27 protein-coding genes and 1 tRNA gene are annotated in these 21,787 nt (G+C 65.4%); 18 read left to right on the plus strand and 10 right to left on the minus strand.

Annotated features, from left to right (window positions below; genetic code table 11):
* Nucleotides 1–89: 89 nt before the first annotated feature.
* On the minus strand, nucleotides 90–563 hold the full coding sequence (locus H7X47_RS23645) for an outer membrane protein assembly factor BamE (protein WP_193371235.1): 474 nt from the start codon (nucleotides 561–563) through the stop codon (nucleotides 90–92).
* Between the two features lie 136 nt (nucleotides 564–699).
* On the opposite strand from H7X47_RS23645, the gene H7X47_RS23650 reads away from it, so the two are divergent.
* From H7X47_RS23650 to H7X47_RS23690, 9 genes are all read left to right on the plus strand, one after another.
* Nucleotides 700–1,275 (plus strand): ubiquinol-cytochrome C chaperone family protein, encoded by a 576-nt coding sequence (locus tag H7X47_RS23650; protein WP_193371236.1) that lies wholly within the window; start codon nucleotides 700–702, stop codon nucleotides 1,273–1,275.
* 117 nt (nucleotides 1,276–1,392) lie between these two features.
* Nucleotides 1,393–1,941, plus strand: a complete 549-nt coding sequence (locus H7X47_RS23655; protein WP_193371237.1) for a YceD family protein — start codon at nucleotides 1,393–1,395, stop codon at nucleotides 1,939–1,941.
* A gap of 110 nt (nucleotides 1,942–2,051) precedes the next feature.
* On the plus strand, nucleotides 2,052–2,234 hold the full coding sequence (rpmF, locus tag H7X47_RS23660) for a 50S ribosomal protein L32 (protein WP_193371238.1): 183 nt from the start codon (nucleotides 2,052–2,054) through the stop codon (nucleotides 2,232–2,234).
* A 62-nt stretch (nucleotides 2,235–2,296) separates the two neighbouring features.
* Nucleotides 2,297–3,343: a phosphate acyltransferase PlsX gene (gene plsX, locus H7X47_RS23665; RefSeq protein WP_193371239.1), complete on the plus strand. Its 1,047-nt coding sequence runs from the start codon at nucleotides 2,297–2,299 to the stop codon at nucleotides 3,341–3,343.
* A gap of 2 nt (nucleotides 3,344–3,345) precedes the next feature.
* The gene (locus H7X47_RS23670; protein ID WP_193371240.1) at nucleotides 3,346–4,317 is read left to right on the plus strand and encodes a beta-ketoacyl-ACP synthase III; all 972 of its coding nucleotides are present in this window, start codon (nucleotides 3,346–3,348) and stop codon (nucleotides 4,315–4,317) included.
* A gap of 147 nt (nucleotides 4,318–4,464) precedes the next feature.
* Nucleotides 4,465–4,797: an integration host factor subunit alpha gene (locus H7X47_RS23675; RefSeq protein ID WP_193371241.1), complete on the plus strand. Its 333-nt coding sequence runs from the start codon at nucleotides 4,465–4,467 to the stop codon at nucleotides 4,795–4,797.
* A 34-nt stretch (nucleotides 4,798–4,831) separates the two neighbouring features.
* Nucleotides 4,832–5,230: a MerR family transcriptional regulator gene (locus H7X47_RS26480; RefSeq protein ID WP_193371242.1), complete on the plus strand. Its 399-nt coding sequence runs from the start codon at nucleotides 4,832–4,834 to the stop codon at nucleotides 5,228–5,230.
* Nucleotides 5,231–5,367: 137 nt separating this feature from the next.
* Nucleotides 5,368–5,444, plus strand: a tRNA-Pro gene (locus tag H7X47_RS23685).
* A gap of 79 nt (nucleotides 5,445–5,523) precedes the next feature.
* Nucleotides 5,524–6,336 (plus strand): YdcF family protein, encoded by an 813-nt coding sequence (locus tag H7X47_RS23690; protein WP_193371243.1) that lies wholly within the window; start codon nucleotides 5,524–5,526, stop codon nucleotides 6,334–6,336.
* 32 nt (nucleotides 6,337–6,368) lie between these two features.
* On the opposite strand, the gene H7X47_RS23695 is transcribed toward H7X47_RS23690, so the two are convergent.
* Nucleotides 6,369–7,304, minus strand: coding sequence for an SPOR domain-containing protein (locus H7X47_RS23695; protein WP_193371244.1), 936 nt, complete (start codon nucleotides 7,302–7,304; stop codon nucleotides 6,369–6,371).
* A gap of 201 nt (nucleotides 7,305–7,505) precedes the next feature.
* On the opposite strand from H7X47_RS23695, the gene H7X47_RS23700 reads away from it, so the two are divergent.
* On the plus strand, nucleotides 7,506–9,158 hold the full coding sequence (locus H7X47_RS23700; RefSeq protein WP_193371245.1) for an ATP-binding protein: 1,653 nt from the start codon (nucleotides 7,506–7,508) through the stop codon (nucleotides 9,156–9,158).
* 13 nt (nucleotides 9,159–9,171) lie between these two features.
* On the opposite strand, the gene H7X47_RS25980 is transcribed toward H7X47_RS23700, so the two are convergent.
* Nucleotides 9,172–9,552 carry a hypothetical protein gene (locus H7X47_RS25980; protein ID WP_227010750.1) on the minus strand — a complete coding sequence of 127 codons (381 nt, stop codon included), beginning with the start codon at nucleotides 9,550–9,552 and terminating at the stop codon, nucleotides 9,172–9,174.
* Between the two features lie 74 nt (nucleotides 9,553–9,626).
* On the opposite strand from H7X47_RS25980, the gene cutA reads away from it, so the two are divergent.
* Nucleotides 9,627–9,968 carry a divalent-cation tolerance protein CutA gene (gene cutA / locus H7X47_RS23710; RefSeq protein ID WP_193371246.1) on the plus strand — a complete coding sequence of 114 codons (342 nt, stop codon included), beginning with the start codon at nucleotides 9,627–9,629 and terminating at the stop codon, nucleotides 9,966–9,968.
* A 9-nt stretch (nucleotides 9,969–9,977) separates the two neighbouring features.
* On the opposite strand, the gene H7X47_RS23715 is transcribed toward cutA, so the two are convergent.
* Nucleotides 9,978–10,151, minus strand: a complete 174-nt coding sequence (locus H7X47_RS23715; protein ID WP_193371247.1) for a hypothetical protein — start codon at nucleotides 10,149–10,151, stop codon at nucleotides 9,978–9,980.
* 295 nt (nucleotides 10,152–10,446) lie between these two features.
* On the opposite strand from H7X47_RS23715, the gene H7X47_RS23720 reads away from it, so the two are divergent.
* Nucleotides 10,447–11,646, plus strand: coding sequence for an MFS transporter (locus H7X47_RS23720; protein WP_193371248.1), 1,200 nt, complete (start codon nucleotides 10,447–10,449; stop codon nucleotides 11,644–11,646).
* A gap of 30 nt (nucleotides 11,647–11,676) precedes the next feature.
* Nucleotides 11,677–12,072 (plus strand): VOC family protein, encoded by a 396-nt coding sequence (locus tag H7X47_RS23725; RefSeq protein WP_193371249.1) that lies wholly within the window; start codon nucleotides 11,677–11,679, stop codon nucleotides 12,070–12,072.
* A 30-nt stretch (nucleotides 12,073–12,102) separates the two neighbouring features.
* Here the strand turns inward: H7X47_RS23725 and H7X47_RS23730 are convergent, their stop codons facing one another.
* Nucleotides 12,103–14,124 (minus strand): BTAD domain-containing putative transcriptional regulator, encoded by a 2,022-nt coding sequence (locus H7X47_RS23730; RefSeq protein ID WP_193371250.1) that lies wholly within the window; start codon nucleotides 14,122–14,124, stop codon nucleotides 12,103–12,105.
* Nucleotides 14,125–14,335: 211 nt separating this feature from the next.
* Here H7X47_RS23730 and H7X47_RS23735 point away from each other — a divergent pair, with 211 nt between their 5' ends.
* Entirely contained in the window at nucleotides 14,336–14,758 is a 423-nt protein-coding gene (locus H7X47_RS23735; protein WP_193371251.1) for a DUF6647 family protein, read from the plus strand.
* Nucleotides 14,759–14,791: 33 nt separating this feature from the next.
* On the opposite strand, the gene H7X47_RS23740 is transcribed toward H7X47_RS23735, so the two are convergent.
* From H7X47_RS23740 to H7X47_RS23755, 4 genes are read right to left on the minus strand one after another with little or no spacing between them, the layout of a single operon-like run.
* Nucleotides 14,792–16,099: an O-acetylhomoserine aminocarboxypropyltransferase gene (locus H7X47_RS23740; RefSeq protein WP_227010751.1), complete on the minus strand. Its 1,308-nt coding sequence runs from the start codon at nucleotides 16,097–16,099 to the stop codon at nucleotides 14,792–14,794.
* Nucleotides 16,096–16,599, minus strand: a complete 504-nt coding sequence (locus H7X47_RS23745; protein WP_193371252.1) for a CoA-binding protein — start codon at nucleotides 16,597–16,599, stop codon at nucleotides 16,096–16,098. Before H7X47_RS23745 ends, H7X47_RS23740 begins: the two co-directional genes overlap by 4 nt.
* 15 nt (nucleotides 16,600–16,614) lie before the next feature.
* Entirely contained in the window at nucleotides 16,615–17,784 is a 1,170-nt protein-coding gene (locus tag H7X47_RS23750) for a mechanosensitive ion channel family protein (RefSeq protein WP_193371253.1), read from the minus strand.
* Nucleotides 17,785–17,822: 38 nt separating this feature from the next.
* Entirely contained in the window at nucleotides 17,823–18,629 is an 807-nt protein-coding gene (locus H7X47_RS23755) for an enoyl-CoA hydratase (protein WP_193371254.1), read from the minus strand.
* 129 nt (nucleotides 18,630–18,758) lie between these two features.
* On the opposite strand from H7X47_RS23755, the gene H7X47_RS23760 reads away from it, so the two are divergent.
* From H7X47_RS23760 to rpsI, 3 genes are all read left to right on the plus strand, one after another.
* Nucleotides 18,759–19,199: a PaaI family thioesterase gene (locus tag H7X47_RS23760; RefSeq protein ID WP_227010752.1), complete on the plus strand. Its 441-nt coding sequence runs from the start codon at nucleotides 18,759–18,761 to the stop codon at nucleotides 19,197–19,199.
* Nucleotides 19,200–19,451: 252 nt separating this feature from the next.
* Entirely contained in the window at nucleotides 19,452–19,916 is a 465-nt protein-coding gene (rplM, locus tag H7X47_RS23765; protein WP_193371255.1) for a 50S ribosomal protein L13, read from the plus strand.
* A 2-nt stretch (nucleotides 19,917–19,918) separates the two neighbouring features.
* On the plus strand, nucleotides 19,919–20,410 hold the full coding sequence (gene rpsI, locus H7X47_RS23770) for a 30S ribosomal protein S9 (RefSeq protein WP_193371256.1): 492 nt from the start codon (nucleotides 19,919–19,921) through the stop codon (nucleotides 20,408–20,410).
* A gap of 122 nt (nucleotides 20,411–20,532) precedes the next feature.
* Here the strand turns inward: rpsI and H7X47_RS23775 are convergent, their stop codons facing one another.
* Entirely contained in the window at nucleotides 20,533–20,910 is a 378-nt protein-coding gene (locus H7X47_RS23775; protein WP_193371257.1) for a hypothetical protein, read from the minus strand.
* A 295-nt stretch (nucleotides 20,911–21,205) separates the two neighbouring features.
* On the opposite strand from H7X47_RS23775, the gene H7X47_RS23780 reads away from it, so the two are divergent.
* Nucleotides 21,206–21,769: a gamma carbonic anhydrase family protein gene (locus H7X47_RS23780; protein ID WP_193371258.1), complete on the plus strand. Its 564-nt coding sequence runs from the start codon at nucleotides 21,206–21,208 to the stop codon at nucleotides 21,767–21,769.
* Nucleotides 21,770–21,787: the final 18 nt, after the last annotated feature.

A 21,787-nucleotide genomic window follows, 5' to 3' on the forward strand; every position in this document is an offset into this window, starting at 1 on the left:
GGAAGGGCGCAATGAGAAAGGCCCTGGAAGCAGCGCGCTTCCAGGGCCTTTTCTTGTGTTCTGTCGCTCCGGGCCTCAGCGGGCCTGCGTTAAAGCGGGCTGGAGAATCTGCCGATGTTGCCGAACAGCTGCTGCAGCAGGGTCAGGTCGCGCCCTTCGGTCGGCGTCTCGCGGTCGACCGGATCGACGTCCTGCGCATCGGCCATGGTGTAGTTCCTGGTGCTCTCCACCAGCCCGGATTCGTCGAAGGTGATGACGAGCACCTTGCGGTCGATCACCGTCGGCTTCATGAAGGCGATCTCCTCGGTCTTCTGCCCGATGTAGTACCACTTGCGGTCCTGGAAGGTGGACACGGTGGAGGGCGAGCCGAGCAGATCGATGATGTCCTGGCGGCTTTGCACGCCCGGCTGGATCGCGGCGACGTCCTCAGGGTCCGGCGTGTTGCCGCGCAGCTGGACAGTGTTGCCGCAGGCCGACAGCCCGACGGTGGCACAGGCCAGCACCAGGCAAACGCCCAGACCCGGCAGGTTCTTGCCGAGGCGGCCTCGCTTCGTCGCTTTCACGTCATACCTCTCATTTGACCCCGAATAGCTTGATTAAACCCGCGGGTGGTGCCATTTCAAGACCTTAATTGGAGTTAGTCCCCGGCCGTCGCGGCCCGGACGCCGCCCTTTACCCAGCCTTCGTGACCCTAGACCGATGATTTGGAAGCGCCTCTTCGACCCTCAGCCGCGCAGCGAGCAGGCTTGGCCCCTGTACGAGATAATCGTGGCGCAGGCCCGCAACCCCGTTCTGTACCGGGATTACGGGGTGCCGGACAGCGTGGACGGCCGATTCGAGGCCATCGTGCTGCATCTGGTCCTGGTGCTGCGCCGCCTGAAGCGGGATTTCCCGGACGGTCTCGACCTGGCCCAGGCCCTGCAGGAGGTCTTCTTCACCGATATGGACCGCTCTCTCAGGGAAATGGGGGCGGGCGACCTGGGGGTCGGCAAGCGGGTGAGAAGGATGGCCGAGGGCTTCATGGGGCGGCTGAGCGCCTACGAGGCGGCCCTGGACGCGATTGCTCCGCGCGGAACCGGGGAACTGGAGACCGTGCTGCGGCGCAATGCTTTCGGCACCCTGCCGGCGGAGGCCGGCGATACCGCCGCCCTGGCCGCCTACATCCTGGCGCAGACGGCGGCCCTGGAGGCCCAGGAAGGTGTTGAACTGCGCCAGGGCCGACTGACCTTCGCGGCGCCCCCCGCGGCGGTCCCGGAGGCCTCGGCGAAGGGTTGAAAAAGCGCAGATTTCCGGCGCTCGGCGGCTTGTGGCGGGGGGCCGGGAAGGGGATTGACCCAGCCCCGCGCAACCCCTATGGTGCGCCGCTTTTCGGGCCGGAAGCGGAGGATCGCCATGTCGGGTTCAGCCGCAGAGGCAACCAACGAGTTTTCGCGGATCGTGGCGCCGGACCGCCTGGGCGGCCCTGCGGTATCAGAGTCGATCGAGGCCACGGCCGACGAGCGTGACGCGGTGGCCCGGCGACTGGGTTTGTTGAGCGTCGAGCGGCTGACGGCACAGGCAACGGTGAAGTCTGTCGGCGGCCGACTGTTCCGGGTCCAGGGGCATTGGGAGGCGGAGGTACAGCAGGGCTGCGTGGTCACGCTGGAGCCTGTTCCTCAGAGCCTCGCCGGTGATCTCGAGGCGGCTTTTGAGCCCGGCGACGGGCGCGCGGCGGCCCCGGACGACGACGTTCTGATCGACCCGGAAGCGGCCGATCCCGCCGAGGTCCTGCCGGAGGAGGGCATCGATCTGGGCGAACTGGTGGTTCAGGAACTGTCGGTTGCATTGGATCCCTACCCCCGGGCGCCGGGGGCGGAGATCCCAGTGCAGTACCGGCCACCGGAGGTGGAAGAGAAAGAGGGACCTTTTGCGGCGCTAAAGGTGCTGAAAGGTGACAAATAGGTTAAGATTTATCTGCGACGTTACCCCGGCTTTGCTTGCTGCACGGGCCTAGATTGGCTAATTAGGCGCTTGAGATGTCGGCTGTCGCTTGACGATGAAAGACGAAAATCATGGCTGTTCCTAAGAGTAAAATTTCCAAATCGCGTCGTAATCAGCGCCGGGCCCACGATGCCCTGGCCGCCGGGAGCTACCACGAGTGCTCCAACTGCGGCGAGCTGAAGCGCCCCCACCATGTCTGCCCGGCCTGCGGTCACTACGACGGCCGGGAAGTCACGGAATCCGAGGGTCTCTAGGTAGTCGCCCGCCGGGTGGCCGATACGGCCGCCGCATCGGCGGGCCTGCCTTATGAGGAAACATGGGCAAGGCGCTCACAATCGCATTGGATGCCATGGGCGGCGACGCTGCCCCTAAGATGGTGGTGCGTGGCGCTTCTATTGCGCTGGAACGCTTTCCCGAGGTCCGCTTCATCATGTTCGGGCGGGAGCGCGAAGTCGCGCCTCTGCTGAAGAGCAAGGGCCGCCTGCAGGAAGTCACCACCCTGCGTCACACCGATGACGTGGTGAGCAGCGACGCCAAGCCCTCGGTGGCTTTGCGCGGCGGCCGCCAGTCCAGCATGCGCCTGGCGATCGATGCGGTGCAGGCGGGTGAGGCCGATTGCGTCGTCTCCGCCGGCAACACCGGCGCGCTCATGGCCATGGCCAAGTTCGTGCTGAAGACCCTGCCGGGCATCAACCGGCCGGCCATCGCTTCCTTCTTTCCCACCCTGCGCGGCGAATCGGTCATGCTCGACCTGGGCGCCAATGTTCAGTGCGACGCTCAGAACCTGGTCGACTTCGCGGTCATGGGGAACGCCTTCGCGCGCTCGGTGCTGGGCCTGCAGGCGCCGAGCTACGCCCTGCTGAACGTCGGCTCCGAAGAGATCAAGGGGCACGAGTCGCTGCAGGAAGCCAGCGCCATCCTGCGCGCCAGCGGCCTGCCCGGGAAGTTCCTGGGCTTCGTCGAGGGCGACGACATCGCCAAGGGCACGGCCGACGTGATCGTCACCGACGGTTTCACCGGCAACGTGGCGTTGAAGACGGCCGAGGGCACGGCAAAGCTGATCAACGAATACATGCGCCATACCTTCCGCTCGTCGGTGCTGGCCGGCCTCGGCTACCTGCTGGCACGCCCGGCCATGCGCAAGCTGCGCAAGCGCGTCGATCCGCGCGGCTACAACGGCGCAATGTTCCTCGGTCTGAACGGCATTGCCGTGAAGAGCCACGGCGGCACCGACGCTCTGGGCTTCGCCAACGCCATCGGCGTTGCGGTGGACATGCATCGCCATGATATCATCGAGAAGATTCGCTCCGACCTCACCCTTCTGGACCGTAGTCCCGGTAACGCTCAGGCGGCAGTCGTATAAATATGCATCGTTCCATCGTCACGGGCTGCGGAGCCTATCTGCCCGCCCAGATCGTCACCAACGAAGACCTCGCGAAAAAGGTTGATACCACCGACGAGTGGATCCGCCAGCGCACCGGCATCCGCCAGCGCCATATCGCTGCCGAAGGGGAGATGACCTCCGACCTCGGCACCGCCGCGGCCAAGGAAGCCATGGCCCAGGCCGGCATCTCACCGGCCGACGTCGATCTGATCATCTGCGCGACGTCGACGCCGGACGAGACCTTTCCGGCGACCGCGACGCGCATTCAGGAGCACCTGGGCGTCACCCAGGGCGCGGCCTTCGACGTGCAGGCGGTGTGCAGCGGATTCGTCTATGGCCTCTCGGTGGCCGACAACTTCCTGCGCGTCGGCCAGGCCAAGACGGCCCTGGTGATCGGCGCTGAGACCTTCTCGCGCATCCTCGACTGGGAGGATCGCACCACCTGCGTGCTGTTTGGCGACGGCGCCGGCGCGGTGGTGCTGCAGGCCACCAACGGGGCGGGGGCGGCCAGCGCCCGGGGCGTGCTGTCGACCCACCTTTATTCCGACGGCCGCCACCATGACGCTCTCTACGTCGACGGCGGGCCGTCCTCCACCGGCAAGGTCGGCCACCTGCGCATGGAGGGCAAGGAGGTCTACCGCCACGCCGTGGTGCGCATGGCCGAGGCCATCGACGCGGCCCTGGACGCCAACGGCCTGACGCCCGGCGATATCGACTGGCTGGTGCCGCACCAGGCCAACATCCGCATCATCGAATCCATGGGCCGGCGCCTCAACCTGCCCAGCGACCGGGTGGTGGTGACCGTGGACCGCCACGCCAACACCTCGGCCGCCTCCATCCCCCTGGCGCTGACCGAGGCCGTAAACGACGGCCGCATCCAGGGTGGCGACCTGATCTGCATGGAGGCCATGGGCGGCGGATTCACTTGGGGTTCGGCCCTGGTCCGCTGGTAGCGCGGCCCCTCTGATCGGGGGGGTAAAGGGCAGCCTTCCGAATTTGCGTCAAAAATTAGCCGCATCCCACGGTATTCCCTAGATAATTGACCCCCAAATTCGGGTGCGTTAAGCTTCGCTGTTGGTCGAACGCAATAGGAGGGGGGAATGGCCGGTGGGACGATAACCCGGGCGGACCTGAGCGAGGCCGTTTATCAGGAGGTTGGACTGTCGCGGAACGAGTCCGCGGAACTGGTCGAATCGGTCCTGAATGAGATATCTGACGCCCTGGTGCGTGGCGAGATGGTGAAGCTGTCGTCCTTTGGCAGCTTCTCGGTGCGCGAGAAGGGCGAGCGTATTGGCCGTAATCCGAAGACCGGCGAAGAGGTGCCGATTTTGCCGCGTCGGGTGTTGGTCTTCCGGGCCTCGCACGTGCTGAAGAACCGCATCAACAATGCGCTCAGCAGCCCGGCCCCGGCCCAGAATGAAGTTGAAGCTTAGCGTCTTCGGATAGCTGGACAAAACAAAGGTCAGCATGCCAGCAAGTCGACCCGCCGGAAAATCAGCAGCAGCTTTTCGGACGATCAGCGAGGTCAGCGACGAACTCGACGTCCCGCAGCACGTTCTCCGGTTTTGGGAAGGCAAGTTCAGCCAGGTGCGGCCGCTGAAGCGGGGCGGGGGGCGCCGCTATTATCGGCCGGAAGACATCAGCCTGCTGCGGCGTATCCGGGATCTGCTCTACAGCGAGGGCTACACCATCAAGGGTGTCCAGCGCCTGCTGCGCGAGGGCCGCGGCAAGGACGGCGGCGAGGAGCCGGCGGCCGCGCCGGTGGCCACGGGGAGCGGCGATCGGACCAAGGAGATCCAGGCCGCCATCGACGAGCTGAGCGAGCTGAGAGACATGCTGAAGGCGGCCGGCAAGGGGGCTTCCTGAGGGGGAGCCCGGCCTGCCGGCGGCTGGCGCCGGGGGCCGAGAGGAATCGTTGCCTTCCCCCAAGAGCCCGGCTATACAGGGCCGCGAAGGGCGCCGTGCCGTTTTTGCGGCCCTGGTTCCGGCGGTCCCGGTTTTTGCGGAGCGTAGCGCAGCCTGGTAGCGCACCACACTGGGGGTGTGGGGGTCGTGGGTTCAAATCCCGCCGCTCCGACCATTCTTCAAGAAAGCCGTTCCGGTCCTCGCCGGAGCGGCTTTTTTGTATGCACGTGCCGCTGAAAGGCTGAGGAAAGTCAATGGCTACCGCCTTCTTCTTCCTATCAAAGGTCGGCTGGTTTCTGGTGAAGCCGCTAAACAGCCTGCTGTTTTGTCTCCTGGCCTGGCTGGGCTGCCGACGCTTTGGCTGGCACCGCGGCGCGCGTTTCTTCGGCGCCGTGCTACTGCTCTACGGCGGCGCCATCGTGCTGACCCCGCTGCCGGAGCTTGCCCTGCGCAGCCTGGAGAACCGCTTTCCCGCTCCCCAGGTAGACTCCGGCGCCCTTGCCGGCATCATCGTCCTGGGCGGCGCGACGGACAGCGGCGCTGTCGCGGCAACCCGCGGCCAGGTGGCGCTGAATGACAGCGCCGAGCGCCTGACCACCGTGGTGGCCCTGCACCGGGCCATGCCGGCGCTGCCGATCGTCGTCTCGGGTTTTTCCGGGCGCCTGCGGCTGCGGGGCTGGAACGAGGCCGAGATCACTCAGCGCCTCTTCGAGCAACTGGGCGTCGACATGTCGAAGGTGCGCTTCGAGGCGGAATCCCGCAACACGGCGGAGAACGCGCGCCTCACGATGGGACTGCTCGGTGATGAGGGGGATACGGCGGGGGGCCCCTGGCTGCTGGTCACCTCGGCCGCGCACATGCCGCGTGCCGTCGCCAGCTTCCGGTCCGCCGGCCTGCCGCTGCTGCCCTATCCGGTCGACTACAAGACCGAGCCGGACAACCTCCTCTGGCCGCGTGATATCGGCGGTTCGTTCGGCCTGGCCGGCGCGGCTCTGCACGAGTGGCTCGGACTGGCGGTCTACTACGTCACCGGACGCAGCGCCGAGCTGTTTCCGGGACCGCGGTGACCACTACCCTATAGGCCTGGGGCGCTGGGGGCTCAGGAAGGGGATTTCTGTGCCGGCGGCGACGGCAGGACGCGGCAATACTGTTTGACGTTGCGGGCCTTGACCTCGGCGCAGACCTCCCGGGCGGCGGTGCGCGAGGGCAGGGGGCCGGCCAGGACCCGGTAGAAGGTGCCCTTGTCGCCCAGCTCGGTGCGGCGGATCTCCGCCTCCATCCCGCTGAGCGCCACCGGGAAATCACGCTTCAGGTTGCTCCACTCCCGCTTGGCCGCTTCCTCGCTGCGCAAGGAAGAGAGGTGCAGCACCATGGCGTGGGCGTTGTCCGTCTTGGCCGTCTGCACGGGCTCCTGGGACGGTGTCTCCGCGGGCTCCTTCGAAGGTTCCTTCGACGATGCCTTGGATTCTTTCTCCGGGGCCACTGCAGCTATCTGGGGCTTCCGCTTTGGCAGGGGCGGCATGGCGGCCTTTGCCGACTTGCCCTGGGCCTTCTGCGGCTTCTTGCCGTCGTTCTTCGCGATGGCGTCTTTGCTGGTTCCGCCGGTCTTCTTGCCGTCCTTTGCGGCCGTTTCGGTTGTCTCGGCCTTGGCCTTGGGTGCCGGGACAAGCAGGCCGCTGGCCGCGTCGGCGACCGCGCCCTCCGGCTCCGCCGACGAGGCCGGCCTGGCCATTTGGCTGGCCACGGCCTGGGGTGGCACGGCGGCTGGCGGCTGCTTCGGGGGCATGGCCGCCCGGGGCGCGCGCGGCGTCTCGACCACCTCCGGCGTATAGTGCTCAGCTTCCTGGGCGTCGGGTTCCTCGTCCAACTCGTGGGCGGTCTCCAGGATGGAAGCCTCCAGGCGGTTGGCCCAGCCCTTGGTATCGTCATAGATCGCGTCGCAGCCGCCGAGCAGCGCCGGCAGCGTCCACAGCAAGAGGGCGGCCCCGGCGCGGCCGGGGGCGGTCTTGGCTGAGGGGCCCTGGATCTTGGACATCTGGCGGCCTTTCGCGGCGGTGCACGGCCGGTTTCCCCGCGAAACCGGCCATCAACCTGCCAGCCTAGGTGCTCTATGGTTTAAAATCCTTAAATGACCGAGACTTAGAGACTTTTCCTAAGCTTTGGTTCTTTCGCTATTGCTTAACGTCTCGCTGCAATGATTCCGGGCGAAATCCAACAGATCGGATGCAGGCAGCAGATGCAGAACGTTCAGCAAATGGACCTGCCGAAGGCGGCGGCTTCGGGCTTCAAGGTCGGCCACATCATTTCCGTGACGGGCGCCAAGGTGACCGCGAGCCTGGTCTCCACCGGGCCGGGCCCCGAGGCGGCGCAGCAGCTCAACGAATCGGTACAGATCGGCGCCCTGGTGAAGATGCCGACCACCGGCTCCACGGCCTTCGGCATCGTCTCCAGCCTTGCCACCGGCAACCCGTCGCCCTCGCCGGAGTTCGGCGAGCAGTGGGTCATGGAAATCGACCTCTTCGGCGAATGCCTGACGCCGGAAGGGGTCGATCCCGGAGAGTTCGACCTGCTGCGCGGCGTCTCGCTCTACCCGGGCCTGGGCGAAGCGGTTTACGCCACGTCCATGGTCGAGCTGCAGCAGATTTACAAGCGCCCCAAGGGATCGAACGTCAAGATCGGCAGCCTGCACCAGAACGACGCTCTGCCGGCCTATCTGGTCACCGATGACCTTTTGGGGAAGCACTTCGCCATCCTTGGCACCACCGGCTCGGGCAAGTCCTGCGCGCTGGCCACGGTGTTGCACGCCATCCTTGGCGCTCATCCCTTCGGCCATGTCGTGCTGCTGGATCCGCACAACGAATATACCCGCGCCTTCGACGGATTGGCCGAGATCGTCACGCCGGAGAACCTGCAGCTGCCCTATTGGTTGCTGAACTTCGAAGAGATGGTCGAGGTGATGTGCAGCCGCGACGAGATCAGCCGCTCTTCCGAGTCCTTCATCCTGAAGGACGCCATCCAGCTGGCGCGTCGCGGGTCGGCGGAAAACGAGGAGGAGGGGCGCTACATCACGGTGGACACGCCGACGCCCTATCCCTTGAGCGCCCTGCTGCACAACATCGAAGCGGCGATGGGCCAGCTGCAGAAGGCGGAGCAGGCCAAGCCTTATCTGCGCCTGCGTTCGCGCATCGAGGCGCTGCGCAGCGACCGCCGTTACGCCTTCATGTTCTCCAGCCTGTCGGTGCGGGACTCGCTGCCCGACGTGCTGGCCCGCCTGATCCGCGTGCCGGTCGAGGGCAAGCCGCTGACCATCTTCGATCTCTCGGGCGTGCCGTCGGAGATTGTCGACGTCGTCGTCTCACTGCTGTGCCGCACGCTCTTCGACTTCGTGGTGTGGAGCGAGCGAGAGTCCGCGGTGCCGGTGCTGCTGGTCTGCGAGGAAGCGCATCGCTACATCCCCAATGACCAGAGCAAGGGCTTCGAGCCGACGCGCCGCATGATCGCCCGTATCGCCAAGGAGGGGCGCAAGTACGGTCTCTCCCTCGGCCTCGTGTCGCAGCGTCCTTCGGAGTTGTCGGAGACCATCCTGTCCCAGTGCAGCACGCTCTTCGCGTTGCGCATGGGTAATCAGAAGGACCAGGACTTCGTACGCCAGGCCCTGCCGGAAAGCGCCGAGGGCATGCTGAATTCGCTGCCGTCCCTGCGCAACCAGCAGGCCGTGGTGGTGGGTGAAGGTGTGGTGCTGCCGATGCGCATCCGCTTCGACCATCTGCCCGAGGAGAAGCGCCCGCACAGCGACACGGCATCCTTTGCCAGCGAGTGGCAGAAGGAAGACGCGCCCGACGGCTTTGTCGCGCGCACCATCGAACGCTGGCGCAAGCAGATTCGCTGAAGGCCGCCGCCGCTCAGGCGAAGAGGTCGTCTACCAGATCCCGGATCTTCGCTTCCCGCGGCTCGTCGTCCGCCGCCTCGGCCAGGGCCTCGCCGGCCTCGGCGATGCGGCGCCCTTCCTCGGTCAGGCGGCAGACCAGCCAGTCCGGCTTGATCGGGTTCTTGAACCAAGGCTCGGCCCAGCCCTGCTCGATGCAGCTGCGGATCGTGCGCTGGTCATAGCGTTGTCCGTAGTGATCGAACAGCGGCAGCTTGGCGCCGGCCTGCTCCAGCCCACGGCTGAGCCATGCCAGCTGCGTGACCGTGGGGCGATGCTTGCGCCCCGGACCGGCCGTCGCGGTGCTGCCGTGCCTCTCTGTGCCGAGCGTCTGGGCCGTGGGGGACAATCGGTCCATGCTCTCTCTCCCTGCTTTCAGGGCCATGCTACGATAGCTTGACGCAGAAAGCGACTCGGGAGAGCTATCCCCCCATGTCCGTTAACTATTCCCACTGCCTGGTCTACGTGACCGCGGCGGATGCCGAGGAAGCCCGGCTGATCGGGCGCGCCATGGTCGAAGCCCGCCTTGCGGCCTGCGCCAACGTATTTCCGCAGATGGTGCCGATTTTTCTCTGGGAAGGGGAGATCGGGGAAGGTTCGGAGAGCGTGGTGATCATGAAAACCACCCGCGAGCGGGCGGAGGAGTTGATCGCGGCGGTCGAGGCCATGCACAGCTACGAGTGCCCCTGCGCCGTGATCCTGCCGCTGGCCGGGGGCAGCCGGGCCTTTTTGGACTGGATCAGCCACGAAACGGTGCCGCAGGGCGACGCCTGACGGCAGGAACTAGGAGCCGCGCCTGATCAGGTGGCGCATGGCCTTGCGGTACTCCGGATCCCAGACCAGGCGTTCCAGATCCAGCTCCGGCGCCGGGCCGCCGTTTTCCGGGCCCGGGAGGCCGGCCTCCGGACCCCTGGCCCCGAGGTCTTCGGGGCTGACTCGAAGAGAACTGCCGTCCATGGGTTTGGCTCCTTGACCTGTTGATTTTTTGCTTCGCATCCAGGGTCCAGGATGTCTGGGGATTTGGGCCAGGCCGGGACCGGAAAGGGGCTGCCGGGTGATTATTTTGAGGCGAAATCGGGGCAGGGCAAATCCACCTGAGAACAACCGTCGGGCTCCGCCGTCGCGCCGGGCCAGGCGTCCCGGTAAACACCCCGTTTGGGCTGTATCTTCAGTTTCTCTATGCGTTTCGCCATCTTGTCCCTAGGGCCGTTAGCGTATACTTGGGAGGGGGAAGAGACTGGGGAAGACAGCCATGAAGGCTCCATCGGCGCGTCTGGCGCTGGCGTTCTCGTGCTTAGGCCATGCCTATATGCACCTCTTCACCGCGTTCTATTTCGTTATCGCGCTGTCCCTGGAAACCGAGTGGAGCCTGCCGAACCATGAGCTGGTGAAGCTCTGGGCGGTAGGGTCGCTGCTGGTCGGGCTTGCCGCTCTGCCCGCCGGCTGGCTGGGGGACCGCTGGTCGGCTTCCGGCATGATGGCGGTCTTCTTCGTCGGCCTCGGCCTCGCCGGCATCGTCTGCGGACTGGTCTCGTCGCCCACCGCGCTGATGCTGGGCCTGGCGGCGGTGGGCCTGTTCAGCGCCATCTACCATCCCGTCGGCGTCGCCTGGGTGGTGAAGAGCGCGCGGGCGCGCGGCATGGCCCTGGCGGTCAACGGCATCTTCGGATCCCTCGGCATTGCCTGCGCGGGCCTGGTCGCCGGCGTCCTCATCGATGCCATCTCCTGGCGCGCCGCCTTCATCGTGCCGGGGGCGGTCTGCCTGGCCACCGGCTTGGCCTTGATCCTCTGCCTGCGGCTCGGCTGGGTCCGCGAGAGCGGGAGTGACCAGGCTCCGGAAGCGCCGCCCTCGCGCAACGACATGGTTCGCGTCTACGCGGTCCTGCTGCTGACCATGATGGTCATGGGGCTGATGTTCCACGCCACCCAGGCGTCGCTGCCGAAGATCTTCGATCTGCGCCTGCGCGACCTGGCGGGCGAGGGCGCGCTCGGCATCGGGGTGCTGGTGGCTCTTGTCTATACCGCGGGCGGTTTCATGCAGCTGGTTGGCGGCTGGCTGGCCGACCGCTTCCCCCTGAAGCCCATCTACCTGAGCGCCTTCCTCTTCCAGGTGCCTGTACTGCTGCTGCTCGCCTCGGCCGCGTCGGGGCCGCTGATGGCGCTGGCGGTGATGACGGTGGTGCTGAGCGCGGTCGCCCTTCCGGCGGAGAACATGCTGCTGGCCCGCTATACGCCGCAGCGCCACCGCGGCCTGGCCTTCGGTGTGAAGTTCGTGCTGGCCTTCGCGATCGCCAACCCGGCGATCCTGCTGGCCTCCTGGGTCGAGGGCCGCAGCGGGGAGTTCACCGAGCTCTACTTCGTCCTGGCCGCGATCGCCGCGACGGCTGCGGCCGTCGCTTTCTTCCTGCCGAATCCTAAAACGGCCGTGCCAGTAACGGCACCGGCCGAGTAACGTCACGACAAGAGGTCCGATAGTTTCACAATGAGCAACCTGTCCGTCGAGCTGGATCGCCTGGATCATTTCGCGCTGACCGTGCGCGATGTCGATCAGACCTGTGCCTTCTACGAAAAGGTGCTCGGTATGGCGCGGGAGCCCTTTGGTGAAGGACGCGTCGCCCTGCGCTTCGGCCGCCACAGGATCAACATCAATCCCAATCCGAACGAGCTGTCGCGCAAGGCGGCGGTGCCGATCCCGGGTTCAGCGGAGTTCTGCGTGGTGGCTGCAACGCCGCTGACCGACTTTGTCGCCCACCTGCGCGCCTGCGGCGTCGATTTGGAGCACGGACCGGCCGAAACCGACGGTGCGGAAGGTCTGCTGCGCTCGATCTGGTTCCGCGACCCCGACGGCAACCTGGTGAAGGTAGCCTCCTACGAGTGATCCGCCGTAAAGGCGCGGCACCGGGCACGGTTACGAGATGTTATGGCGCTGCGCCGGGTCGTTCCGTGATTCGGTCCGGGCCCGGTCCTGAACGCCGGCTTTGTGCAGCCCTTCGTGGAGATGCGCGTTGCTTTCGGGCTTGAGATAGGGTGCCCAGCCGGAACGTCTCTCCACAAAGCCGGGATGGACTTCTTCGCACTTCGCCAAGGCGACGCCCGCACTCTCCTTGTCTTCCAAGTGTCCGAGGGCGGCCGCCAGGATGTAGTAGGCGTGAGGATAATCGGGTTGGCGTTGGATCGCCTCCCGCGCGGTCTCCGTCGCTTTTTCGTACTGGTGGATGTTGAGATAGGCGCGGGCGAGGAAGGTCAACTGCATGTTCCTTTGCGGGTGCAGCGGGCTGAGCATCAGGGCGCGTTCCATCATGGGGATGCCGTCCGGATCGCCCGCCAGGTCGATCTTGTTGCCAAGCGCATGAAGGGCGTCTGCGCTCATGGGATTCAGCTCTACCGCCTGGCGGCCTTCGGCAATGGCGAGTTCGTGCTCGTTACGCCAGAGATAAGCTGTGCTGAGGCGGTAGTGGGCGAGGGAAGAGCTGTCGTCGAGCTCCACCGCGCGCTTGGCCGCCGCGTGCATCCGCTCGATGGAGTGTTCCCTGTCCTCCGACCACTCCATCAGCAGGTCGCGGGAGTGGGTCCAGGCAAGATCGGCGAAAGCCTCGCTGTAGCCCGGATCGAGCTCGACGGCTTTTTCGAACATCCGCCGGGCCATGACCGTATCGTTTTCGGTCCAACTGCGCAGGTAGGCCTTGCCCCGCAGGCAGAAGTCCCAGGCGTCCAGATTGACCGGATGTTCTCTACGCGACCGGTTCAGCTCGACGTTTCCCATGGCCGGTTCCAGGGTCGCCGCAATCCGGCCGGCAATCTCGTCCTGCAGGGAAAATACATCCTCCAAGTGGCGGTTGAACTTCTCGACCCAGACGTGATGGCCGGAAGCGGTGTCGATCAGCTGTGCGGTTACACGTACCTCGGTACCGCTTTTGCGGATGCTTCCCTCGAGCACATACCTTGCGTCCAGGTCACGGCCGACCTGCTTCACGTCGACCGCACGTCCTTTGAAGGCGAAGCTTGAGCTGCTCGAGATGACAGGGAAGGAGCGCCAGAGAGCCAGCGCCGCGATGATCTCCTCGGTGACGCCGTCGGAAAAATACTCTTGCAGCGGATCGCCGCTCAAGTTCAGGAAGGGCAGCACGGCGATCTTCGGCTTCTCCCAGGCCGTCAGGAACGGCTTGTCCAGCTGGCCCTCGTCTGTGCCGCCGTCGGGAGCCTGGGATTGCTTGGCCTCCTCAAAGGCGGCTTGGGTCTCGGCGCTCGGGTCGAGGTCCAGTTCCCGGCGCAGAACGTCGCAACATTCCCGATACTGGCGGGCAGCGAGGCCGATCTCGCCTCTCTGGGCGAGGTGCCAGATCAGATAACGGTGAGCGGCTTCCTGGAGGGGATCCAGCTCAAGAAGCGCCTTGGCCAGCTTGGCACCCTCCGCACCTGCCGGCTCACTGCGTTGTGTTTCGAGAAGGCGCGTACAGGCACTCACGACCAGGTCGTGGATGCGCGTCCCTTCATCGCGCAGGAAGGCGTCGAAGGCCGGATCGCGCACGCGCAGCCCTTCCAGCAGGCGACCGCGATAGAGGCCGGTTGCCGAGCGCAGCGAGGAGACCGAGTTCTCCGCCACCAGCCTCTCGATGTCGCCAACGTCCGTTTCGATCTGGTCCTTGTTCAGGCAGAGAGAAGCGCTCGTCACGACGAGCGGCGAGGAAGCGGAGTCGCCGAGCGCGCGGCGCAGAGCCCAGATCGCTTGGCGCAGGCTGGCGCGAGCCTGCTCTTCGGCGCGGTCGCTCCACAGCAGATTGATCAATTTGTCGCGGGAGTGATCCTGGCCGGGGCGCAATGCAAGGTATGCGAGCAGCAGTGCGACCTTCGTGCCTGATATGGCGATTTCAGTACCGGCCGTGTCCCGGACCTGGAAACCGCCGAGCAGCGTGAAGCGCAACGGTTTCACCCGGCCACCTCTCGATCAATTTCGGTCCCGATAGTGAGCACGCATTCAATTTAACGCCGATTTGACGCCTCTCGCAACGTCACCCGCCGCTTCCGCAACGCTCCGATAACGCCTGAAGAACGCTCGATTCCTAGAGTTCAACCAGAGCTACACGGCTGCGAAGAGACCCGCGGCCGTCTGGCCGGACGACAGGCACCGGGACGGCTACGAAATGGAGCTGCTGCTTACAACCATCGCAACTTGGCTTTCGCTGAATTTCAGTCTGCCGGTGAGCTATGAGCTTCCGGCAGTCGAAATGGCGCCCACGGTTCGCATTGCCGAGATGCGCTACGGGGCCAGCCATTCAGTGGACCCGTCCGACGTCATCGCGGTCTATGTCGATTCCGAGCAGACGATCTTCCTGCCTGAGGGCTGGGAGGGAAGGACACCCTTGGAAGTCTCGATCCTGGTCCACGAGCTGGTTCACCACCTTCAGAATGTCGGCGGGCTGACCTATACCTGTCCGGCAGAGCGCGAGCAGCTCGCTTATGCCGCTCAGGATGCTTGGCTCGGACTGTTCGGCAAGGAACTGCAGACCGAGTTTCGGTTCGATCCCCTGACGTTCAAGCTTCTGACGCATTGCCTGCCGTACTGAGGAGGCGCCCGGACCCCGGAAGTCCTGCTTGCGTTAAGCCGTCGCCGCCAGGGCCAACTCCAGGTCGGCGATGATGTCCTCCACCGTCTCCAGGCCGATCGAGAGGCGCACCACCTCCGGGCCGGCGCCGGCCGCGGCCTGCTGCTCTTCGGACAGCTGGCGGTGCGTGGTCGATGCCGGGTGCAGGATCAGCGAGCGCACGTCGCCGATGTTGGCCAGATGGGAGAACAGCTCGCAGCCCTCCACCATCTTCACGCCCGCCTCGTAGCCACCTTTCAGGCCAAGGGTGAAGACCGAGCCGGCGCCACGCGGCAGGTACTTCTCGGCCAGTGCCCGGTAGGGGCTGGAGGCCAGGGCAGCGCAGGAGACCCAGGCGACCGCCGGATGGCCTTCCAGGAACTCGGCGACCTGCTTGGCGTTGGCGCAGTGCCGCTCCATGCGCAGGCTCAGCGTCTCCGTGCCCAGCAGGGTCTGGAAGGCGTGCATCGGCGCCATGGTCGCACCCAGGTCGCGCAGGCCCACCGCATGGGCCTGCATGGTGAAGGCCATGTCGCCGAAGGTCTCGTGGAAGTTCAGGCCGTGGTAAGCCGGCTCCGGCGCCGCCAGTCCGGGGAACTTACCGCTGGCGGTCCAGTCGAAGTTTCCGGAATCGATCACCGCGCCGCCGACCGAGGTGCCGTTGCCCGAGAGGAACTTGGTGGTCGAGTGAACGATGAGGTCGGCACCCCAGTCGAAGGGCTGACAGAGATAAGGCGTGGCCATGGTGTTGTCGACGATCAGCGGGATCTCCGCCTCGCGGGCGATGGCGGCCAGCGCCTCCAGGTCGCTGACCACGCCGCCGGGGTTGGCCAGGCTCTCGACGAAGATGGCCTTGGTCTTCGGCGTCAGCGCGCGGCGCACCGCCTCGGGGTCGTCGACGTCGACGAAGTCGACCTGCCAGTCGAACTTCTTGAAGGTCTTGCCGAACTGGGTGATCGAGCCGCCGTAGAGCCGCGTCGAGGCGATGAAGTGGTCGCCCGGCTCCATGAGGGCGAAGAAGGCGAGGATCTGCGAAGCGTGGCCGGAAGCGCAGCAGGTGCCGCCGCGCCCGCCCTCCAGGTTCGCCAGGCGCTCTTCCAGCGCCGCCACCGTGGGATTGGTCAGGCGCGAGTAGATGAAGCCGAAGGTCTGCAGATTGAACAGCGAGGCCGCGTGGTCGGCGTCGTGGAAGACGTAGGAGGTGTTCTGGAAGATCGGCGTCTGCCGCGCGCCGGTCACCGGCTCCGGCTGGGTGCCCGCGTGGATCATGCGGGTCTCGAAGCCGTATTCACGCGACTTGCCCATGCTCTTCTTGTCGCTCATGACAGCCTCACGCGGCGGCGTTTGGAGGTAATGATCCGCGAGTTGAAACCTCCCCAGGAGAGCTCGGCATTCAGGCGGCCGAACTCGATCTTGGGGCAGCGGTCCATGACCACGGTCAGCCCGGCGGCGCGCGCTTTCTCCGCGGCGGCCTCGTTTATGACGCCGAGCTGCATCCACACTACCTTGATGCCCTTGTCCTTGGCCACGGCGATGGCCTCGTCGGTGACCGGGCCGGCGGCTTCGGAGTTGCGGAAGATGTCGACCATCTCGAACTTGCCGGGGATCTCCGCCAACGAGGCATAGACCGTCTCTCCCAGGATTTCCTTGCCCGCGTGGCCCGGGTTCACTGGGATGACGCGGTAGCCTTTCTCCTGCAGGTACTTCATCGCAAAGTAGCTCGGCCGGTTCCACTTCGGCGAGGCCCCGACCATGGCGATGGTCCGGGTATCGCGCAGGATCGCCAGCAGCTCGTTGTTGGAGTAGGTGAGGGGGCTGCTCATCTTCGCCGGCCTGTCCTATTCGTTCCTGGCGTCTTGCGTGCCGCCGCCCTGGCGCTCGCCGGGCGGGACGAAGGCTTCCGGCCGGTCGTCGGGCAGCGATTCCACATAGAGCGATTGGCTCGGGAAGGCGAAGCTGCTGCCGGCCTTCTGCACCACATCCATGATGTGATAGGCCAGCTTTTCCTTGATCTCCAGCCACTCGCCCCAATTGGTGGTCTTGGTGAAGCAGTAGAGCATGATGTCGATCGAGGAATCGTTGAAGCTGTCGACGCGTACAAAGGTCGACACCTCGTCGGGCTGCGCGAAGTCCTCGTTGCCGATGATGTAGCTCTCGATGCCGTTACGGATCTCGCGCAGCTGATCCACCGTGGTGCGGTACTCGACGCCGATCATCCAGTAGATTCGCCGATGGGTCATGGCGCTGAAGTTGGTGACCGCGTTGTCGGACAGCTTGGCATTGGGTACGAAGACCGGCGCCTTGTCGAAGCGGCGCACGCGGGTGGAGCGGAAGCCGATGGTTTCCACCGTGCCCTCGACCACGCCGTCGACGCGCACCCAGTCGCCGGGGTGGAAGCGCTTTTCGGCGATCACCAGGATGCCGGCGATGAGGTTCTTGAAGAGATCCTGCGCGCCCAGTGCCACGGCGACGCCCAGCAGGCCGGCGCCGGCCAGGATCGGGCCCACCTCGATGCCCCAGAGCTCCAGGATGATGGCGCCGCCGATGAAGGCGATGCCGATCTTGGTGGCCTTGACGAGCCATTCGACCATGGGCCGCGTGAAGATCCTCTCCAACTTGCCGAAGACGAAGGAGAAGGGCGCCACCGCGGCGAAGAGGCACCAGAAGAGGGTGAAGACCACCAGGGATCGCAGCACGTTGTCGGCGACCTGCCCCACACCGTCGCGGAAGTCCAGGTAGCCGACCGCGACGAAGATGCCGATCACCAGCGGGATGAAGCGGATTGGCGGCGCCAGGGCTTCGATGGCCTCGTCATCCAGCGTGCTCTCCGTCTTCTCCGCCCAGCGGTGCAGGCGCGCCATGACAAAGCGCGTGAAGAAGTGTCGGATGATCAGGAAGGCGACGATGATGCCGAGGGCGGACAGCAAACGCCCGACGTCGACACCGAGGAATCCGTAGTGCCAGACTTCGGCCACCAGGTTCCAGAGGTCCTGCAAATCGTTGTTCAAGGAAACGGCTCTCTTACTGTCCCAAGGGTGCGGTCAGCCTAGCGGCCTTCCCATTGGGGCTTGCGCTTTTCGATGAAGGCGTCGATGCCTTCCTCGGCATCGCGGGCCAGCATGTTGGTGGTCATGACCTGAGCCGTGTAGGCGTAGGCTTCCACCAGCCCGTACTCGATCTGCCGGTAGAAGGCTTCCTTACCGATCTTCAGGGTCAGGGGCGACTTGCTGACCACCTTGCGGGTCAGCTCGAGGGTCGCCTCTTCCAGGGTCTCGGCGGGGACGGCGCGGTTGATGAGGCCCAGGTTGACAGCCTCTGCCGCCGCGATCGTGTCGCCGGTCAGCAGCATCTCCATGGCCTGCTTGCGCGGCACCGCCCGCGACAGAGCGACCATGGGCGTCGAGCAGAAGAGGCCGATGTTGACGCCGGGGGTGCCGAAGTGGGCGGCATCGTCGGCCACCGCCAGGTCGCAGGTGGCGACCAGCTGGCAGCCCGCCGCCGTGGCGATGCCGTGCACCTTGGCGATGACCGGCTGGGGCAGGCCGGTGATGGAGACCATCAATTGGCTGCACTGCCTGAAGATTGCCTGATAGAACTCGCGGTCGCCGCTGCGCCCGCGCAGCTCCTTCAGGTCGTGCCCGGCGCAAAAACCCCGCCCGGCGCCTTCGATGATCACGGCGCGCACCTGGTTGTCCTCGGCGATCTCGTCCAGGGCGGCCTGCAGCGCGCTCATCAGGTCGGCGGAGAGGGCGTTGTACTGCCGCGGCCGGTTGAGGGTCAGGCGCGCGATCCCCTCGCTGTCTTCGCGCAGCAGGATTGGGGCGTCACTGGAAAGGGCGGCTTCGGCAGGCATGATATCCTCGGTGAACTACCTTATCTTATTCGGAGGTAGAGGGACTTTGGCGCTTCCACTGGTGGGAGTTCAAGGATTAATAAGGTCCCGCACAACAAGAAGCCACCCTTGCCGGAGGCCTGGGCCTGTATGGAACAGATGAACGTAAAGTCCCCTCAGATCACCATCGATGCCTTCAATCGGCTGCTGGCCGAGAGCGCGCCCTTCCAGCGCATCTACGGCTTTGTGACCGAGGACATCGGTCACGGCACCGCCCGCGTGCGGTTGCCGGCCGGCGAGGCGCATATACGCCCCGGCGGCACGCTCAGCGGCCCGGCTCAGATGGCCCTGGCCGATTTCACCATGTACGCCGCACTGCTGGGCGCGATCGGGGAGGTGCCCCTGGCGGTGACCACCAGCCTGAACATGAATTTCCTCCAGCGCCCGCAACCCGGGGATCTGCGGGCCTCCTGCCGCCTGTTGAAGCTGGGCAAGCGCCTGGCCGTCGGCGACATCATGGTCTATTCGGAGGGCCTGGAGGCGCCGGTTTCCCACGCCACGGCGACCTATTCGATCCCGCCGCGTGAGTGAAGCCCGGCGGGCAAGCTGGAAGCGGGTCCGCAAGTGGCCGTAAAATATCGCTTTTTTGAGAGGGGGTTAGGTATAGGGTATTATAATACCGTATGCCTAAGATAATTGAAAAGGCGGCGCTTTTTCGGATTGACAGTCCACCTCCATCCCCCTAGAAATCGCCGCTCCGGAGCGCTGGTCCCGGCACGCCTCAGGGCGTTGCCCCTTGGCTGGCGGCTCCATCCCGAATTCAGCGACGAGTGGTTGGCAGAAATGAAGACCTTTACCGCCACCCCGTCGGACATCGAGAAGAAATGGATCCTGATCGATGCCGATGGTGTTGTCCTTGGCCGCCTGGCTTCCCAGGTCGCCAAGATCCTGCGCGGCAAGCATAAGCCGAGCTTCACGCCGCACATGGACTGCGGCGACAACGTGATCGTCATCAATGCCGAGAAGGTCAAGCTGACCGGCAAGAAGACGAGCGACAAGGTGTACTACTGGCACACCGGCCACCCCGGCGGCATCAAGGAGCGCACGGCGGGGCAGATCCTGGGCGGCGAGTTTCCGGAGCGGGTGATCGAGAAGGCGGTGGAGCGCATGATCACGCGCAACCGTCTGGGGCGCCAGCAGTTGAAGAACCTGCGCGTCTATGCCGGCACCGAGCACCCCCACGAGGCTCAGCAGCCCGAGGTCCTGGACCTGCAGGCGATGAATCCGAAGAACAAGAGGAGCCTGTAAGCATGGCCGACGAGACTCAAACCCTGAGCGATCTGGGCGAGCTGGCCGAGGCCACGGGCGTGACGCCGGAGGCCGCGGTCGAGACTGCGGAACCGCAGCGCGACGCTCACGGGCGCTCCTACGCCACCGGCAAGCGCAAGGACGCGGTGGCCCGCGTCTGGATCAAGCCGGGCAGCGGCAAGATCACTGTCAACGGCAAGGACCAGACCGTCTACTTCGCGCGTCCGGTGCTGCGCATGATCCTGGCCCAGCCTTTCCTGGTGGCCGACCGGACCGATCAGTTCGACGTGATCTGCACGGTCAAGGGCGGCGGCCTGTCCGGCCAGGCTGGTGCGGTGCGCCACGGCATCTCCAAGGCGCTGACGCTCTACGAGCCGTCTCTGCGGCCGGTGCTCAAGCACGGCGGCTTCCTCACCCGCGACTCCCGCGTGGTCGAGCGTAAGAAGTACGGCCGGGCGAAGGCGCGCCGGAGCTTCCAGTTCTCGAAGCGTTAAGTTTTGGGGCGTTAAGTTTTGGGGCGTTAAGCCTTGGGGCGCTGAGCGCCAGGCGAACACGGCAAAAGAAAACGGGCTGCAGTCTCTGCAGCCCGTTTTTTTGTCTTAATTGACCGACGGGGCTAGCGCTCGATGCATTCGCCCGAGCTGCAGTCGTATTTGGCCCGCAAGTAATCCAGCACCTTGTCCTTGTCGCTGAGCACACTTTCCGCAGCCGTGCGGACCCTGCCGCAGACACCGCCGCGGATGTCGTCATAGGCGGCCCAGGCCTGCATGCCGATCTTTCCATAGGGGCTGAGCGATGCCAGCTCCCGCATTTCCGCATGCATCCCGTACATTCGGCAGACGTTCAAGGCGCCCGCGATGTCGCCGAGATAGTATTCGAACTTCTGCATCTCGTTCCAGGAATCGGAAGGGCCGCCGCCTGCACCTGCCGCGGCGAAGGCGGCGTTGCTGCCGAACAGGGCGGTGATGATGCACAAGGCTGCGAAGAATTTCATGTGCCTTTTCCCGAAGACGGCAAGAAATGAGTAGTCTTACTGGTACAACACTCTACCAGAAGTGGGCGGCTGGCTGCAGCACTTCTTTGCCGGCGGTGCGTGGATATTCAACCGGGGATAGCTTCGTTGCCGAGATTTGGGACAAGCGCGGACCCCTGGCGGCGGCGCCCCAAGAGAGGCAAATCCTGCTGGCGGTTTGACCTGCGCGGCCCGGCCCGCTAAGTGGCTGCGGGGGGCTTCGCGCGAGGGCGGGACGCCCGCCCACCCGATGATCCTTGAAGCCAAGGGAGCTTGTATGAGCGGTCACATCCTTCCCTACCGCGGCCTCTGGCCGAAGATCCATCCCGATGCCTTCGTCGCGGAGACCGCCGCGGTGATCGGCGACGTGGAGATCGGCCCGGGCAGTTCCATCTGGTATGGCTGCGTGCTGCGCGGCGACGTGAACAGGATTCGCGTGGGCGCGGGGACCAACCTGCAGGACGGCACCATCGTTCACGGCAACCACGACCGGAATGGCGACTACCGCGAGACCGGCGGCGGCATGGCGACCGTGATCGGCGATGGCGTGATCGTCGGTCACCGGGCGCTGATCCACGCCTGCACGGTCGAGGATGGCGCTTTCATCGGCATGGGGGCGACGGTGATGGACAAGGCCCGCGTGGAAAGCCGCTCCATGGTGGCCGCCGGAGCCCTGGTGACGCCCGGCAAGACGGTCGCCAGCGGCCAGCTCTGGGGTGGCAGCCCGGCCCGTTTCATGCGCGAGCTGAAGGAGGCCGAACTGGCCGATTTCGTCTATCAGGCCGGCCACTACGAGAAGCTGGCGCGGATCTATCTGGCCGAGCGCACCGATCGGAGCTGAACCCCGAGGCGGACCCTG

The sequence above is a fragment of the Pelagibius marinus genome (genome assembly GCF_014925385.1).
GTDB classification, from domain to species: domain Bacteria; phylum Pseudomonadota; class Alphaproteobacteria; order Kiloniellales; family Kiloniellaceae; genus Pelagibius; species Pelagibius marinus.

Coding starts and splice junctions, on each gene's coding strand:
- H7X47_RS23725 (WP_193371249.1), top strand. CDS start 11,677: ATGAGCAACCTGTCCGTCGAGCTGGATCGCCTGGATCATTTCGCGCTG.
- cutA (WP_193371246.1), top strand. CDS start 9,627: ATGTCCGTTAACTATTCCCACTGCCTGGTCTACGTGACCGCGGCGGAT.
- H7X47_RS23735 (WP_193371251.1), top strand. CDS start 14,336: ATGGAGCTGCTGCTTACAACCATCGCAACTTGGCTTTCGCTGAATTTC.
- H7X47_RS23690 (WP_193371243.1), top strand. CDS start 5,524: ATGGCTACCGCCTTCTTCTTCCTATCAAAGGTCGGCTGGTTTCTGGTG.
- rpmF (WP_193371238.1), top strand. CDS start 2,052: ATGGCTGTTCCTAAGAGTAAAATTTCCAAATCGCGTCGTAATCAGCGC.
- H7X47_RS23720 (WP_193371248.1), top strand. CDS start 10,447: ATGAAGGCTCCATCGGCGCGTCTGGCGCTGGCGTTCTCGTGCTTAGGC.
- H7X47_RS23670 (WP_193371240.1), top strand. CDS start 3,346: ATGCATCGTTCCATCGTCACGGGCTGCGGAGCCTATCTGCCCGCCCAG.
- H7X47_RS23675 (WP_193371241.1), top strand. CDS start 4,465: ATGGCCGGTGGGACGATAACCCGGGCGGACCTGAGCGAGGCCGTTTAT.
- H7X47_RS23695 (WP_193371244.1), bottom strand. CDS start 7,304: ATGTCCAAGATCCAGGGCCCCTCAGCCAAGACCGCCCCCGGCCGCGCC.
- H7X47_RS23775 (WP_193371257.1), bottom strand. CDS start 20,910: ATGAAATTCTTCGCAGCCTTGTGCATCATCACCGCCCTGTTCGGCAGC.
- H7X47_RS23650 (WP_193371236.1), top strand. CDS start 700: ATGATTTGGAAGCGCCTCTTCGACCCTCAGCCGCGCAGCGAGCAGGCT.
- rplM (WP_193371255.1), top strand. CDS start 19,452: ATGAAGACCTTTACCGCCACCCCGTCGGACATCGAGAAGAAATGGATC.
- H7X47_RS23700 (WP_193371245.1), top strand. CDS start 7,506: ATGCAGAACGTTCAGCAAATGGACCTGCCGAAGGCGGCGGCTTCGGGC.
- H7X47_RS23655 (WP_193371237.1), top strand. CDS start 1,393: ATGTCGGGTTCAGCCGCAGAGGCAACCAACGAGTTTTCGCGGATCGTG.
- rpsI (WP_193371256.1), top strand. CDS start 19,919: ATGGCCGACGAGACTCAAACCCTGAGCGATCTGGGCGAGCTGGCCGAG.
- H7X47_RS25980 (WP_227010750.1), bottom strand. CDS start 9,552: ATGGACCGATTGTCCCCCACGGCCCAGACGCTCGGCACAGAGAGGCAC.
- H7X47_RS26480 (WP_193371242.1), top strand. CDS start 4,832: ATGCCAGCAAGTCGACCCGCCGGAAAATCAGCAGCAGCTTTTCGGACG.
- H7X47_RS23740 (WP_227010751.1), bottom strand. CDS start 16,099: ATGAGCGACAAGAAGAGCATGGGCAAGTCGCGTGAATACGGCTTCGAG.
- H7X47_RS23745 (WP_193371252.1), bottom strand. CDS start 16,599: ATGAGCAGCCCCCTCACCTACTCCAACAACGAGCTGCTGGCGATCCTG.
- H7X47_RS23780 (WP_193371258.1), top strand. CDS start 21,206: ATGAGCGGTCACATCCTTCCCTACCGCGGCCTCTGGCCGAAGATCCAT.
- H7X47_RS23715 (WP_193371247.1), bottom strand. CDS start 10,151: ATGGACGGCAGTTCTCTTCGAGTCAGCCCCGAAGACCTCGGGGCCAGG.
- plsX (WP_193371239.1), top strand. CDS start 2,297: ATGGGCAAGGCGCTCACAATCGCATTGGATGCCATGGGCGGCGACGCT.
- H7X47_RS23760 (WP_227010752.1), top strand. CDS start 18,759: ATGGAACAGATGAACGTAAAGTCCCCTCAGATCACCATCGATGCCTTC.
- H7X47_RS23755 (WP_193371254.1), bottom strand. CDS start 18,629: ATGCCTGCCGAAGCCGCCCTTTCCAGTGACGCCCCAATCCTGCTGCGC.